General features: G+C 46.2%; 13 protein-coding genes, 1 tRNA gene and 1 rRNA gene. 2 read left to right on the top strand and 13 right to left on the bottom strand.

Translation table 11 applies throughout. The annotated features are described in order from the left end of the window. Nucleotides 1-75: ribosomal RNA gene (locus MN202_RS04100) — 16S ribosomal RNA — on the bottom strand; the annotation flags it as partial. A gap of 503 nt (nucleotides 76-578) precedes the next feature. Beyond that, the gene (locus tag MN202_RS04095) at nucleotides 579-1,709 is read right to left on the bottom strand and encodes a GNAT family N-acetyltransferase/peptidase C39 family protein (RefSeq protein ID WP_335734810.1); all 1,131 of its coding nucleotides are present in this window, start codon (nucleotides 1,707-1,709) and stop codon (nucleotides 579-581) included. A gap of 164 nt (nucleotides 1,710-1,873) precedes the next feature. On the opposite strand from MN202_RS04095, the gene MN202_RS04090 reads away from it, so the two are divergent. Beyond that, entirely contained in the window at nucleotides 1,874-3,340 is a 1,467-nt protein-coding gene (locus tag MN202_RS04090) for a RimK family protein (RefSeq protein WP_335734809.1), read from the top strand. Nucleotides 3,341-3,454: 114 nt separating this feature from the next. On the opposite strand, the gene MN202_RS04085 is transcribed toward MN202_RS04090, so the two are convergent. The 5 genes from MN202_RS04085 to MN202_RS04065 form a co-directional block, all read right to left on the bottom strand. Then, nucleotides 3,455-3,540, bottom strand: a tRNA-Leu gene (locus MN202_RS04085). 122 nt (nucleotides 3,541-3,662) lie between these two features. Next, nucleotides 3,663-4,613, bottom strand: a complete 951-nt coding sequence (locus MN202_RS04080) for an isopenicillin N synthase family dioxygenase (protein WP_335734808.1) — start codon at nucleotides 4,611-4,613, stop codon at nucleotides 3,663-3,665. Nucleotides 4,614-4,629: 16 nt separating this feature from the next. Next, entirely contained in the window at nucleotides 4,630-5,838 is a 1,209-nt protein-coding gene (locus MN202_RS04075) for a NupC/NupG family nucleoside CNT transporter (RefSeq protein WP_335734807.1), read from the bottom strand. A 20-nt stretch (nucleotides 5,839-5,858) separates the two neighbouring features. Further along, complete coding sequence (gene udk, locus MN202_RS04070; RefSeq protein ID WP_335734806.1) at nucleotides 5,859-6,491, bottom strand: uridine kinase; 633 nt, start codon at nucleotides 6,489-6,491, stop codon at nucleotides 5,859-5,861. Between the two features lie 114 nt (nucleotides 6,492-6,605). Beyond that, nucleotides 6,606-9,716, bottom strand: a complete 3,111-nt coding sequence (locus MN202_RS04065) for a TonB-dependent receptor (protein WP_335734805.1) — start codon at nucleotides 9,714-9,716, stop codon at nucleotides 6,606-6,608. A 314-nt stretch (nucleotides 9,717-10,030) separates the two neighbouring features. Between MN202_RS04065 and MN202_RS04060 the strand changes: the two genes are divergently transcribed. After that, nucleotides 10,031-11,218, top strand: a complete 1,188-nt coding sequence (locus MN202_RS04060) for an endonuclease/exonuclease/phosphatase family protein (protein WP_335734804.1) — start codon at nucleotides 10,031-10,033, stop codon at nucleotides 11,216-11,218. Nucleotides 11,219-11,244: 26 nt separating this feature from the next. Here MN202_RS04060 and rlmM read toward each other — a convergent pair whose 3' ends face one another. The 6 genes from rlmM to mutY all read right to left on the bottom strand — a co-directional run bounded on the left by rlmM (nucleotide 11,245) and on the right by mutY (nucleotide 15,681). After that, entirely contained in the window at nucleotides 11,245-12,327 is a 1,083-nt protein-coding gene (gene rlmM, locus MN202_RS04055; RefSeq protein ID WP_335734803.1) for a 23S rRNA (cytidine(2498)-2'-O)-methyltransferase RlmM, read from the bottom strand. Between the two features lies 1 nt (nucleotide 12,328). After that, nucleotides 12,329-12,703, bottom strand: a complete 375-nt coding sequence (locus MN202_RS04050; RefSeq protein ID WP_335734802.1) for a DUF423 domain-containing protein — start codon at nucleotides 12,701-12,703, stop codon at nucleotides 12,329-12,331. Next, nucleotides 12,678-13,316: an alpha/beta family hydrolase gene (locus MN202_RS04045; RefSeq protein WP_335734801.1), complete on the bottom strand. Its 639-nt coding sequence runs from the start codon at nucleotides 13,314-13,316 to the stop codon at nucleotides 12,678-12,680. The genes MN202_RS04050 and MN202_RS04045 overlap by 26 nt, the downstream gene beginning before the upstream one ends. Next, nucleotides 13,297-14,232, bottom strand: coding sequence for a transcriptional regulator GcvA (locus tag MN202_RS04040; protein WP_335734800.1), 936 nt, complete (start codon nucleotides 14,230-14,232; stop codon nucleotides 13,297-13,299). Before MN202_RS04040 ends, MN202_RS04045 begins: the two co-directional genes overlap by 20 nt. Before the next feature lie 94 nt (nucleotides 14,233-14,326). Further along, on the bottom strand, nucleotides 14,327-14,599 hold the full coding sequence (locus MN202_RS04035) for an oxidative damage protection protein (RefSeq protein ID WP_335734799.1): 273 nt from the start codon (nucleotides 14,597-14,599) through the stop codon (nucleotides 14,327-14,329). Then, entirely contained in the window at nucleotides 14,596-15,681 is a 1,086-nt protein-coding gene (gene mutY, locus MN202_RS04030) for an A/G-specific adenine glycosylase (protein WP_335734798.1), read from the bottom strand. The genes MN202_RS04035 and mutY overlap by 4 nt, the downstream gene beginning before the upstream one ends. Nucleotides 15,682-15,688 lie beyond the last annotated feature (7 nt).

Raw genomic sequence — 15,688 nt, 5'->3', positions numbered from 1 at the left:
AAAACCCCGCTCGACTTGCATGTGTTAGGCCTGCCGCCAGCGTTCAATCTGAGCCATGATCAAACTCTTCAATTAAAGTTTTTTGTCACCGAAGTGACGCTCAGTCTTACTGACTTAAAACATTTCTGTAGTAGTCACTCAACCGATTAAATTTCGTTGCCAAAATCCATCGTAAGTGCCCACTCAGATGATTGATTGCTAATTGTTAAAGAGCGTGCTTCGCTTAGAAGCGGGAGGCGTATGTTACACTTCCCAGTTTTTAAGTCAAGCGTGAGGAGAATTCTATTTTCTAAAACACTCATCACACCGGACTTTTTATCTCGTTTCACCGTGTTTACCACCACCGTGAAGCGAGGGCGCCATTTTAGTGATTTAAACTTTCGTGTCAAGCGTCTTTTTAAAAGATTTTTGCAACTCAGTTTTCATCACCCGAAGCCTGCTAAGTGCAGCGCCCCGTGGCATGGCGCGCATTATAGGGCGTTTTTAAACAGGCGCAAGCGGTTATTTAAGAAAACTTGTGTTTTTAAGATCGTTAGCAGAAAAATTGCACAAAGCGCTATAAAAGCGAGCAAAACATGCTAATTTTCAGCTGTTCGAATAGCTACAGCAGCTTTAAGGCGGTTTTTGCCATAGCTAAAAGCTTTGATAAACACACTATGTTCAACCGGAATATACTGCCGTTCAGTTGCAGACAACCAAGGGATGTCGTCAGTATCGGGATCGTTAATATAGACAAAGTGCTCATCCACCGCACAAACCACCACCCAATGTGGAGCTTTGCTTTTATCAAACTGCCAGGTGCTGATTAGCGCAAGCAATAAAGCTCCATCCTGCAGAATCTGTTTAATCTTACTAATACCAGGTTCTGCGCGATGTAGTACTATGCCACTTTGCTCCACTTTATAGCGGTACGAATCGTGTACCCGCTGCAAAATGGCCTTTTTTACCTCACTGCGTACTGAGTCAGTAAACAGCGGTCCTTCTTTATTAAGGTAGATTTCGACCGCAAACCCCCTGCTATGCGCAGCCAGTGCTAAGCCCCTAGGGCCACAGCCGCCATGGCCAGATGTCATAAAGATAGTAGTGGCCTCGCGCCAGATATCAATTTCCAGTGATACCGGGTCATATTTACCTGGCTCAAAGTAATTAAACGCCATTAACAGGCAAGCGGGCCCACAGGTAAAAGGGGTGGTTTGTGCTATATAAGGTACTTGCCGCTGTACTGAGTCGGTATCAAACTGGATGATCTGTTTCTGCATACAGATAGCATCAGAATGATCTTCGTAAAAGTCGTGTTTAACGGCAAATTCATGATAATTAAGTTTCTGATATAAACGGATAGCTGCGGCATTATCGTAACGCACTTCCAGGCGCAGCAAAACACAACGTCGCTTAGCCGCGACTTGTTCAGCATGTTGCAGCATAAATTCTGCTATACCCTGTTTGCGGCAAGCGGGATCTACCGCCAGAGAATACAGCCGCGCCAGGCTGGTGCCTCGCCTATATATAAGTAGAAAGTATCCAACCACCTGTTCAGCCCGCTCGACCAACAGCAAGTCGCTGCGTTTTTCGGTGATAAATCGCTTAAAGCTGCGCATGCTAATGCGATCCGCAGTAAAACATTTCTGTTCTAATGCCACTAAGTTCGCCGTATCAGACAAACTGGCATTTCGGATCGATAACATAGCGGGGACTGCGGTTAATGCCATAACTACACTCTTTATTGCCTTTAGCAGATTTTTAACTAAGTTTAGGATAACAACAGCTAAACAAATGAAAAGCCAACAAGAAATTTAAATGTTGTAGTGCAGATTTCTTCGCTGTCTTTTTTTGTCACACCACGACATGCTTTAATAAAACTATAGGAGTGGCAATGGCCAAACTTATTATCGTCGTCGACAAAGCTCAGGACTGGGCACCTTTTCATCAGTATGATGGCGTAATGACATTACCGGCCTATCTAAAATGGTCGGCCAAAAATAAACAACGTACCCGGGTAATTAACCTATGCCGCCAGGCGCAATATCTCGGCAGTGGCTATTACTGCTCTTTGCTGGCAGAAGCGCGCGGCCACCATGTAGTGCCCTCTGTCCGAGCCTTTAATAAATTTAACCGCCATGAAATTGCTGATATAGCGGAAGAAATTCCCGGTACCATCTTAAATCAACTCAACAAAGCCTTAGTCGATGAATCCAGCACACAGCTTGTTTTTAATATTTACTTTGGTGAAACCGAACATAAAGCACTGAAAAAAGTCGCCAGCTATCTATTTGAAGCCTTTCCGGTACCAATACTGCGTGTTGAATTACAAAAAAAAGCCAGCTGGCAGGTGAAAACGTTAAAAATTGGCAGCGTACATAAATTAGACGAACAAGAGCAGAGCTTGTTTGGCAATACATTAGAGCGTTACAGCCACAAGATCTGGCGGGTAGAACCGACTAACCGCAAATATAAGTACGATTTAGCTGTATTGGTAGATCCAAAAGAAAAGTTTCCCCCTTGCACACCCAAATCATTAGAGCTGTTTAGCAAAGCGGCCAGAAAAGCCGCCATGGACACCGAGCAGATTGGCGCCAAAGACATTCACCGGTTGGCAGAATTCGATGGTTTGTTTATTCGCGAAACGACCGGAGTAAACCATCATACTTTTCATATGGCATTAAAGGCCGAGCGCGAAGGCCTGGCTGTGATTGACGACCCTAACTCGATATTGCGCTGCGGTAATAAAGTGTACCTGCAAACCCTGTTTGAACAACACAAGGTACCGATGCCGGATGGCATTATGTTATTTAAACAAGATGAAGATAACCTGGAGCGTGCTGCCGATACGCTCGGCTTACCATTGGTACTGAAAATTCCTGATGGCAGCTTTTCCCGCGGCGTAGTGAAAGTGAAAACCCTGACCGAGCTGCGCTCACAACTGAGTGCTCTGTTTGAGCAAAGCGCGATTATTCTGGCACAGCGCTATACCTTTACTGAATATGATTGGCGTATAGGTGTGCTAAACGGTATGGCTATTTTTGCCTGTAAGTATTTTATGGCGCGCAATCACTGGCAAATTTATAAGCATGGCAAGGCAAAAACTGAAAGTGGTGGTTTTAGCACCTGTGCTATTGCAGAAGTGCCGGCACATGTACTGGATGCTGCTATCCGCGCCTGCACCCCTATCGGTGACAGCTTGTATGGTGTAGACATTAAACAAGACGGCGAAAAGGTTTACGTTATCGAAGTTAATGACAACCCGAATATTGATGATGGCGTAGAGGATTTATATCTGGGTAATAAACTGTATGACATGCTGGTAGAAGACTTTATCCGTCGTATCGAACTAAAACGGTAAGTCTGGGGGGACACAAAAATGTCCGGAACATTTTTGGACAGCTTTCGCTGGCCTGCGCAGCAGGTTTTTATCAGGGATGATAAAAACAAAAAAACCGGCCTGGGCCGGTTGATTTGGTGCAGATGGAGAGACTCGAACTCTCACGCCTTGTGGGCACAAACACCTGAAGCTTGCGTGTCTACCAATTCCACCACATCTGCGTTATGTCTTCGCTACCGCGTTAACATGGCGTGCAGTATAGCGACTTTAAAAAAGCAGTCAACTAGCAAACTGCACATTTTCATCCGTTTTGCATCGTTCGGGCAAATACTAAGCAAGATGCTTAGTATTTCGCCTTTTTCAGTAAGCCAATCTCTTCTAAACGCTGCATTAAGTAGTCGTTAGAGTTAATCGGCTCAGGATAACGATTGGGTCTTTCAGCGCTAATACACGTTTCCAGCGTCTTTATTACGTAATCCGGGTTCGGGTGCATAAAGAACGGAATTGAATAGCGAGGCTCACCCGCAGCAGCACCAGCCGGATTAACCACCCGGTGCGTCGTCGATGGCAATACATGATTAGTTAGCCGTTGTAACATATCACCGATATTCACCACTATAGTCCCCTCAATAGTGGTGACCGGCAGCCAGCTGCCATCGCGGCGCAAAATCTCCAGGCCTGCTTCATTTGAACCCACCAGCAGAGTGATAAGGTTTATATCTTCATGCTGACCAGCGCGGATAGACTGGGTGCTGGTATCTTTAATCGGCGGATAATGAATCGGCCGTAATATAGAGTTACCGTAATTGACTTTGTCGGCAAAGTAACTTTGCTCCTGGCCTAAGAACAACGCCAGAGCTTCTAACACTGTATTACCCAGTTTCTCCAGTTCGCTATACAGAGCATAGGTTGCCAGCTTAAAACCCTCTACCTCAGTTGGCCAAACATTAGGATACAAACTGGGATGCGGTGCAGGGCCTGTAAGTTCACGACCAACATGCCAGAACTCTTTTAAATCCGGATGATTAGAGTCTTTAGCTTTTTCTACGCCAACAGCGGTATAACCGCGCGCACCGCCCTGCCCTGGCTTGTGGTACTTAGCTTTAACTTCATTGGGTAAAGCAAAAAACTGTTTAATTGCTGTGTAAGTATTTGCTACCACTTCATCCGGAATACCATGGCCGCTAATGCCGCAGAATCCAAACTCAGTGTAGGCCTTGCCAATTTCGGCAACAAAGTTATCTTTGTCGGTGGCAAACCGTCTTATATCTAACGTTGGAACTTGCTGTGTCATATAAAAGACCTGTTTTTTAGCCTAAAGAAAAAAAGAACCCTGCAATAGCAGCGCTCATCAAGTTAGCTAATGTTGCAGCAAGCAAGGCTTTTAAACCCAGCTCGGCAATATCAGCCCGGCGACTTGGCGCCATACCACCCAAGCCACCTAATAAAATAGCAATGGAAGAGAAGTTAGCAAAACCACACAGCGCGATAGTCACTATCACCTGAGTATGAGCGCTTAACTGCTCTTTCACCTGCACAAAGTCGAGGTATGCGACAAACTCATTAATAACCAGCTTCTGACCAATAAAACTACCCGCCAGACGGGCTTCGTCCCAGGACACACCCAAAATAAAGGCCAGTGGCTGGAACACATAACCGAAAATGACCTGTAGTGTTAAGCCTTCAACGCCAAACCAGCCGGCAATACCGCCAATAGCACCGTTAACCAACGCGATTAAACCAACAAAGGCCAACAGCATGGCGCCAACATTTAATGCCAGTTGCATACCACTGGATGCCCCGGCTGCAGCAGCATCAATCAGGTTGGTATGCTGAGTATCGGCCTTGATCTCGTTTAACTCATTCTTTGGCTGTTCTGTTTCCGGCAGTATCAATTTGGCCATTAAAAAGCCGCCGGGGGCAGCCATAAAACTGGCCGCAATCAGGTATTTCAACTCAATACCTAAGCCAGCATAGCCTGCCAGTACTGAACCTGCTACTGATGCCAGGCCACCCACCATAACAGCAAATAATTCAGAGCGGGTCATCGTTGGAATAAAGGGCCGCACTATTAACGGCGCTTCGGTCTGGCCAACAAAGATATTGGCTGCCGCCGACATAGATTCAGGCCGGCTGGTGCCGAGTAATTTTTGCAAGCCGCCGCCAATAATGCGGATGATCCAGGTCATCACGCCTATGTGGTACAGCACGGCAATTAATGACGAGAAGAAAATAATAATCGTCAGTACATGAATGGCAAAAATAAAACCCTGCGATTTACGGCCAATATCACCAAACAGGAACTCAATACCGGAGGTGGCATAACTGATAATGTCAGCGACAAAGGTAGAAATGCTGTACAACACTTCCTGACCTACAGGCACATAAAGTACAAAAGCGCCGATCGCTAATTGAATGGCAAAAGCGCCGCCTACGGTACGCCAATTTATCCGGCTGCGATTGGCTGAAGCAACATAAGCCACCAGTAACAGGGCAAAAATGCCCACTAATCCCATCATACTTAGTTCCCTGATTGTTATTATTCTGCCAGTAGTTGGCGAATTTTTGCTTTTATTATATCGATAGCAATCTGATTTTTACCGCCACGGGTAACCACCAGATCAGCATATTGTTTAGAAGGCGCAATAAACTCGAAAAACGCTGGTCTAACCGAGTTTTCATACTGCTCTGTTACTGAAGTTAAACTACGCCCCCGGTCTTCTAAATCGCGCTTAATACGCCGTAACAAACATACATCAAGCGGCGTATCCATAAATACCGTAATATCAAACTGCTCGCGCAACTGTTCATCAGTCAGCAGTAAAATGCCTTCTACCAATATCACTTTGGCCGGTTGCACCCTAATGGTTTCGTCAGTACGGGTATGGTTTTTATAGCTGTACTGCGGCATTTGAATGGCTTTACCGCTACGCAGTGCGCGCAAATGTGCGGCCAATAGTTCATGCTCAAACGCAGCAGGATGGTCGTAGTTTGTTAAAGTACGCTGCTCAAACGATAAATGGCTCTGATCACGGTAATACGCATCTTCGGATAAAATAGCAATACGTTCACCGCCCAATTCAGCTACCAGCTCCTGGTATACCGTTGAGGCGAAAAGGCTTTTACCTGATGCCGAAGCACCAGCAATAGCGATAATAGTGTTTTTTCCCACGGAGTAATTCACTTTGGCAAAATTAGCCGGTAATTATCGCTAAAAACCGGGTATTAAGAAATAAAAAAATGCCCGCATTAAGCGGGCATTTTAATTACGTTTTAACTAAAAACATTAGAAGCGGTATTCAACACCAATTTTCATGCTCCAGTAAGACGGGTTAGCAACACGCGCCTGCGGATTAGAACTGGTGAATTCATTAAACTCATACTGACCATTTGCGTTAACAGTTGCATCAACTACGGATACAGTTTGCGGGAAACCGGCTTCGTACATTACGCCCCAGTCATCGTTCAGTAAGTTGGTTAAGTTATCAATTACAAAGAATGCTTTAGCTTTGTGTCCTTGTACGAAGCCAGGCAAATCCTGAGTGATACGTAAGTCAAACTTAGTCCACCAGTCAGAATAATCTGCGTTACGTTCAACAATTTGACCACGCGGTAGACCTTCAGCATCAACAAATGTAAAGAATGCATCTTGATTAAACGGTACACCGTCGTCATTTGCACCCCAAACTACGTTTGGATCATCAGCACCAGTTGGTACATACAGTAACTGGCGATCAGAAGAGGTATCACCTGCAATATTACCCCCAAAGGTGTAGCTATAAGGGCGGCCTTTGTTGTGCGAACCTAGCAAAGCAATGGTCGTTTCATAACCATCTACAAACTCGTGCTTATAAGTAGCACGGAAGGTGAAACGGTGCGGCGTTTCATAGTTAGAAGTTGCAGGACGCGGATCATTTAAATCAGAGCGGGCATAGTTACCAAAGTTAGAACCTGCTACCGAACTACCCATAGGGTTTGAGTCTTCTGCATCAATATAAGCGTAGGCCAACTGCATTTTCAGACCATTATCGAAATCCTTCGATACAGAGGTACTGAAAGATAACGTTTTAGCATCTTCAGATGCGTTAGTTAGTAAGTATTCACCACTGCGACCACCTACACGCTCATATACCGGGCGACCATCGAATAACGTATCAACTTGCTCTAACGCTAAGTCTTTTACAATAGACTGGTTCTGCCCAACTGAATACATCAAATCGGCCATCACAATATAGCCAGATTCAAAGGAGTAAGTACCACCGAAGGCGTATTTCCACTCACTTGGGAGTTTGAAGGATGGGTCTACCGCATTAACGGCACTATCACCTGTAGCGCCAGCTACCTGGTCAAAATACTTCTGTGGAATATCATACAGTGGACGACCAGCACCACTTAACGGTGTATTCAACACGTTAGCAGGTGAACGGTCTTCAATCTGGATTTGTGTAATACCATCGTTTTGGTAGCCGTTTGCTAACCATACGTTAGGATTACCGCCTGAATACAAGCCAATACCGCCGCGCAGCTCTAACTCATCGTTTACGTTCCAGTTAATACCTAAACGTGGTTGAATTAAGCCTTCGCCATCAAAGGTTGCATCATTAGCAAAGCCGTAACGATTTACGAAGTTTTGGTTAACGCGTGGTTTATCACTGCTGCTGTACCAGTCATAACGCAAACCAAAAGTCACAGTCATATCCATATCGTAGATATAGTACTCATCCTGAGCATAAAGCGTATGGTTTTCATAACCGAAGCTCGCGGCTGCGTTAGTAGGGTCATTAGTCCCTGCACCGCTACCGTAGTATATACGTGCTGGTTGACCAGCTTCAAAAGCATCAATGTTATTGAAACGATACTCACCAATGGAATGTTGTACGAACATGTTGAATACATTGTATTCTTCAAATTCATAACCAGCATAAATTAGGTGATCACCAACAGAATAGGTACCAGCAAGTTTTAAAAAGGTTGTGTCGTAGCTAAGTTTATTTGACTGACGTGAGTCATCAACACCTAAGAACACTGTGGCGCCATTAACACGTATTTGCACTTCACCTAAACCACCAGGGCCAATGTTTTGCTGACGATTGTCTAACTCGGAATAACCTGCGCGGACTTCTGTTGAGAAATTATCGGTCCAGTCAGAGAAAAACTGGGCAACATAAGAAGTGAACTCAGCACCCCGGTCATAATAGTGGTCAGAGAATTCATAGGCACCAGAGAACGTATCTGACTCCCGCACCGAACCACCATCGTTATAATTATATGTCAGTGCAGCACGGTGCATATCATTGATATACCAATCCAACTTAACCAGTAGCTTTTCATCTTCAACTGGTGATGAAGTTATTGGTGAACCTACTTCATAGCCATAAACATCGCGGGCAATTTGTGCTATACGGTCGATGTCCGCTTGGTTCAACCCTGAAACTGGAGTACCAACGTTTGCATCCTGCGGACCGCGACTGAAGTTGTCTGCACCTTCGTATTTTTCGTAGGCTGCAAACCAGAATAATTTGTCTTCTACTAAAGCACCACCAACGTTTAAACCGTAGTTCTTTTTATTAAAATCATCACGGTCAATTTTCATACCTTCCAACTCATCACCAACCATATCCTGATTGGTGTAGTCAAAAAATACTGTGCCTTTTAATTCATTGGTACCTGACTTAGTTACAGCATTAATGTTACAGGCAGTAAAACCACCGTATTTAACATCAAAGGGGGCAAACTCTACAGAAACCTGCTCCAGCGCATCGTAAGAGAACGGCATACGCTCTGTAGGATAACCATTGTTGTTTAAGCCGAAGTTATCATTCATTTTAACGCCATCAACTGTCAGGCTGTTAAAACGTGGGTTAGCACCGTTACACTGAATACCACGGGCAAAACCGGCATCGATGTAGATACGCGGATCAGCAGCTACCACATCAGAGATATCTCTGTTAACGGACGGAATAGTTTGAAGGTCAGATAAACTAAAGTTAGCTACCGGGCTCTTACTGCCATAAGCAGAATTGCTGATTGAAGATCCTGTTACAGCAATGCGCTCAACATCAGGCTGCTGAATAACAACGTTAAGGTTTTGAGTATCACCTAAGGTAAGAAAAACGTTGTCAATAGTTTCAGTGCGGCCTTCCGGACCAACAACAGTCAATAAATATGGGCCACCTACTTGTAAACCGCGCGCAGAAAAGGTACCTGTTTCATTAGTAGTTAATGTTCTGGTAGTACCGTTACGTTTATCTGTAATTCTTACTGTCGCATTTGTAACTGTAGTACCGGCTTCAGTGGTAACGACACCACGCACAGCTGATGAGGTTTCTTGTGCCAAAGCGATATTGCTTACGCCTAGGGCGAGCGTTACCGCAAGAGCTATACTTTTAATTTTCATATCGTTTTTCACCTGGTAGTTGTAGGTTGTTATCTAAATCCATTTGAATACTTATGTGTGTTCAATTTGGGAGATAAGGTTAACTATTTTATATTACATTTTTCTTACGCCAATCCAAGTTACGGGAACTTTTTATTCCTCTTGTTGTCGTAGGCGGTTGCCACATAAGTGTAACATAGCTGGTCGGAGATGCGCACTATGTAGCTGAATTTTGCTCATAAAATGACAATTTATGAATTTTCAGCTGCAGGCTGGCTTTTCACACGGCTTAGCCTATATGCTAAGTGCCGGTCTAACTTAAACCCGCAAATTGAATGAAAAAATTATTTACCATCTCAGTATTCAGCGCCGCTTTAAGCCTTGGAGGTTCGCCAGATATGCATGCTACCGAGCTTACCTTTGCCACCTTTAATGTCAGTATGGAAGCGCAAAACTATTTGCCACACGGCGAAGCCGGCGATGGCACAGTGCTGGCAGAATTGCTTAAAACCGACAGCCAACCGCAAATTAAAAATATTGCCCATATTATTCAGCTGGTGCGCCCTGATGTGCTGCTGTTAAATGAATTTGACTATATTGCCAACCCGGAACACGGTATTAAAGCTTTTATCCGCAACTATCTAAACAAAGCTCAGGGCAATGCGCTGGCAATTGACTATCCATATTTTTACTACAATACAGTAAATACCGGCCAGCCCAGTGGTTTTGACCTGGACAATGACGGCAAAGCAAGCGGCATAGGCGCTGATGCCTGGGGTTACGGCTTTTACCCTGGCCAATACGGCATGGTATTACTGTCAAAATATCCGATAGACACAGCTAAAGTACGCAGCTTTCAGCAATTTAAATGGAAAGATATGCCAGGATTTATGCCAACGAAAAAGGCCGATGGCAGCCCCTGGTATAGCGACGCGGCCTGGGCGCAGTTTCCGCTATCATCAAAAAGCCACTGGGATATTCCGTTGCTGGTAAACGGCAATACCATACATGTGTTAGCCAGCCACCCTACACCACCGGTGTTTGATGGCCCGGAAAACCGCAACGGTATTCGTAACCATGATGAAATACGCTTTTGGGTTGATTATTTAACGCCAGACAATGCCGGTTATATCTACGACGACAAAGGCAGTAAAGGTGGTCTGGCTGCAGACAGCCCTTTTGTACTGCTGGGAGACCAGAATGCGTCTGCCGATGGTGAAGGTGATGCGCTAAATACTGCTATCCGAGCGCTTTATCATCACCCACGTATCAACAATAGCAACCCGCCGGCCAGCGCGGGAGGTGCAGAGAATGCAGCAGATAACCCTAACGCGCCCTTCCATACCGCTGGCTGGAGAATGCGCGCAGATTACGTCTTACCTTCAACATCTGGCTTTGTAATTAAAGATAGTGGTGTGTTTTGGCCGGCAAAAGCCGACCCGCTCTACCCTCTGGTAGGCTCGCGCGGTGCCAGCTCTGATCATCGTTTGGTGTGGGTCAAGCTTGAACTCAGCGCTGACTGAGCAGCACTGAGTTTGTCAGGTAGAAATTAGAATTTTAATACCAGGTTTTGCACGTGTACTGTTACTTCTTCACGGTCATGGTACAGGTGCTTAACCTGTAAACGGAATTTAATACCAGCATCTTCCAGGCGCTGCTCCAGCTGGGCTAATATCTCGGTTACGGTTTCATAGCGTTTTTTCATCGGCAGCTTTAAATTAAACATTGCCTCCTGACACCAGCCATTAATCAGCCAATCGCCCATCCGCTCTGCAACCCGCTGCGGCTGCTCAATCATGTCGCACACCACCCAGTAGACATTTTTCTTTTGCGGTTCAAACTTAAAACCATCTACCATTAAATGCTTAACCTGACCGGTTTCCATCAGCGATTCAGCCATAGGGCCGTTATCTATTGCGGTAACCATCATACTGCGTTTCACCAGCTGATAGGTCCAACCGCCCGGACAGGCACCTAAATCAACGGCATTTAAGCCACCGCCCAGGCGTTTGTCCCATTCGTGCTTTGGAATAAACTGAATAAAAGCTTCTTCCAGCTTTAAGGTACTGCGGCTTGGTGCTTCGTTGGGAAATTTCAGCCGCATAATGCCGTTTTCCAGCGGGCTGTTATTCTCAGGATAGGACAAACCAACATAGCCCTGCTGACCTGTTAGTAAAAACAAATGCAACACCGGAGCGCGCTTTTGCTCTTTTGCCAGTAATACGCCAGCCTGACGCAACGACTGGCGCAGTGGTACTGTTAATTTACGTGCCAAAGTTGACAGTGTCTTACCCTCATTGGTTTCCGGGTATTCCACTCTTAGCTCACCACAACCCTTTAGCTCTGCGGCAACTAAGGCTTCTATTACCGGCGCTATACGATCATCAGCCGGTAGCTGCAGTAACTCAGCCTGTAACAGGCTCCACTGGCGGATAAAAATAAACTGCTCAAAAGGATAGTCGCGATAAAACCGTGCCAGACTGTCGGCGTCGTAAGCTTCAAAGATCACAAAGGCGTTGTTGGCACTGAGCTTACAAAAACCAAACACATCGTACTGGCCGGCCTTGTGCTGAATTTCAGCCGCGCATTCTTTTTCAAAACCGGCGCGGCAGTACAGTAATAGTTGTTTCATGTTAACTCCGCCGCCAGGCGCTTATCGCAAGCAACAGCCAGGCAGCTATAAGGAGCTGGCCACCAATAGGCGCCAACTGTGAATAATAAAACGGCAAGGTAAATACCCCCGCCAGTATAGTCCAGACAAAACACCAGAGCCCCAGATGCCAGACAACAGCAACCAGCTTTGTCAGTTTTGCCTCACTGTGTTGCCGGCCCAGCGCCAGAAGCGCCAGACAATGAAAAGCCAGCATGCCCAAAGCGCTCAATACGCGGGCCAAAGCTTCAGCACTTAACTGTCCTTGCCACAAATGCATCACTACCGCACTTAACCCCACTACGGCTGCGCCATACAAAGCGGTTAGGCTGTTACTGCTGTGCCAAAAGTACTTCATCAATTTTCCTGCTGCAAAATTGCGCTGCCTGCGCTATCAACTGTTGTTGTGTCAGGCCGCTTTTAACTCTGGGTTTAAAATCATGGTCGCCATCAGCAAGCCAGTAAATTTGCACTGCCGGCCAGCTTTTATCTGTCAGCTCAGCCGCATTGCCAAAGGCATCACGCTCGCCCTGAGCAATAAACAGCGGACATGCCAAGTTGGCAAAATGCTCAGTGCGCCAATGCTGTTTTTTCGGCGCATGAAACGGATAACCAAAAGCCACTACCGCCTGCACATTTTGCTGGCAACTTACTAAGCTGGCGACCCGAGCGCCCATTGACTTACCACCGATAAACAGCGGTAAATCCGCCGGGCACTTATCGATTTGCCGGCTGAATTCGGCCTGCAATAACGGCATTTTTTCCGGCAGGCTGCGCTTGCCGCCGTCGATAAAGCGCTGCATATAAGCAAAATTAAAGCGCCTCACCTCAATATTCAGTGCTGCCAACTGCTGCGCCAATTGCTGCATAAAGTCACTTTGCGCGCCTGCACCGGCACCATGCGCCAGCAACAAACGCGCTTTGGGCTTATAAGCCGTATCAACAATAACGTCAGTCAAGTGCCACCGCATTGGTAAACTGCTGCTCGGCAAAGGCGGCTTGCTCGGCTTCTACCATAGCAACCATCCACTGACGGAAGGCAGTTATTTTACCCAGTTCAGTCTGGCTTTCACGGCAAACCAAATAATAGGCATCTTTGGATATCAGCACATGGTTAAACGGTACTATTAAGCGGCCGGAATTAATATCTGGCCTGGCCAGCACGTTATGCGCCAACGCCACGCCCTGACCATGAATGGCCGCCTGCAACACCATTGACGAGTGGCTGAATATCGGCCCCTGATTGACATTAAAATGTTTAAAATTTTGCGTAGTAAACCAGGCCTTCCAGGCCCGGCGTGAGCCATCATGCAATAAATTATGGTATTGCAGATCGGTAGGTTCCTGCAGCGGCTTCGAACTGTTTAACAGCAGCGGCGAACATACCGGCAATAAATACTCAGTATGCAGTTTATCGGCATGTAAGTTACGCCAACTGCCGCGGCCATAGTAAATAGCCACATCAACATCATCCGTTAACGAACCTTCATCCAAATCTACTGCTTTAATACGCACATCGATATCCGGGTGTTGCTCGCTAAACTGGTTTAACCTCGGCACCAGCCATTGAATCGCGAAGCTGGGCTGCAGGCTTACCGTTAATGAGCCTTTGGCACCGCGCGCCAGTAGTTTTTCGGTTGATTCATGCAGCTGCAAAAAAATTTCTTTAATATCAAGAAAATAACTCTGCCCCTCTTCGGTAAGCAGCAAAGAGCGGTTTTTTCGCATAAAGAGTTTAAGGCCAAGATGATCTTCCAGCGCTTTAATCTGATGGCTGATAGCGGCTTGGGTAACGTACATCTCTTCTGCTGCCTTGGTAAAACTTAAATGCCGGGCGGCAGTTTCAAAGGCTTTTAATGCATTTAGCGGAGGCAGACGGCGCGCCATAATATCTCTTAGATGAATAAATCAGTGATTAAATTTTCTAATCCGAATTATAGCGCCGCCACTTCGACTTAGCCAGCACAGAGATTAGCTAAGCTTACTTCTCTACCGGCTTATAACCTTCAATCTCAACGTCTTCGCCTTTAAATAAGAAAGCTTCCATTTGGGTTTCCAGAAACTGCCTATGCTCTGGGTTCATCATATTCAGCTTTTTTTCATTAATCAGCATAATCTGTTTAGCCTGCCATAAAGCAAAAGCTTCTTTACTGATGCTGTTAAAAATCTTTTTGCCTAAATCACCCGGGTACAGCTGAAAATCCAGCCCTGGGGCTTCTTTATTAAGGTATTCACAAAATACGTTACGGCTCATATAGCTTTATCCTTGTTGCCCGTGCTTGCAGCTAATAACTGCTGAAACAGTTGTTTTGCCGGCGCCGACAAACCAACCGGTGGAATGCGCTCTATTGTAAACCAAGTTGCAGCTGATTGCTCCTGCACGTTGTCAGGCTTATGCTTAAGCTGCACCAGCTGCGGCTGGATCCACAAATGAAAATGACTAAAAGTATGCCGAAAACCGGCTAAATCGTTACGGCTTTTAACATCCAGCGCATTAAGTGCCAGGTAGTGCTCACGCTCGTCAGAGGATGCAAATTCAATAAAACCATAAAGCCCGCCCCACAAGCCCGCTGCCGGGCGCTGCGACAGCAACACTTTATCGTCGTGTTGTAACAGCAACCAGAAGCTTTGTTTTTCCGGTAGCGCTTTTTTCGCTTTTTTGCCGGGATACAACGCCTGCTCACCTGCCAGGGCCGCTTTGCACTTTAATTTTAACGGGCACTCAGCGCAGCGCGGCTTGCTGCGGCTACACAGGCTGGCCCCTAAATCCATCATTGCCTGGTTAAATTCTGCTACGGTATTTTTCGGCGTAACTTGCTCAGCCAGCTGCCACAGCTGCTGCTCTGTTTTTTTATCGCCAGGCCAGCCGGATACCGCGGCAAAGCGGGCCAGTACTCTTTTGCAGTTACCATCTAAAATAGGATAATGCTGGCCCAGTGCTAAAGACAACACCGCCCCAGCGGTAGAGCGGCCTATGCCAGGCAAAGCCAGCACCTGGTCAAATTGGCACGGAAACTCACCGCGGTAATCTGCCGCCATAACCTGCGCCGCTTTATGTAAGTTACGCGCCCGGGCATAGTAGCCAAGCCCGGTCCATAAATGCAGTACTTCATCCAGCGGTGCCTGTGCCAAAGCATTTATGTCGGCAAAACGGCTGGTAAAGCGCTCAAAATAAGGAATTACCGTGGCGACCTGGGTTTGCTGCAGCATAACTTCACTAAGCCAGGTTTTATACGGGCTTTTATTCAGCTGCCATGGCAGTGTTTTACGGCCGTGCTGCTGATACCAGCTAACCAACTGATTTGAAAACCAAACTGCATCTTGTTGCTGCAACATTGCTGCC

Source organism: Rheinheimera muenzenbergensis (genome assembly GCF_036984005.1).
Lineage (GTDB): Bacteria > Pseudomonadota > Gammaproteobacteria > Enterobacterales > Alteromonadaceae > Alishewanella > Alishewanella muenzenbergensis.
Note: the sequence above shows the minus strand (reverse complement) of the source record. Positions and strands in the feature narration are given on the sequence as shown.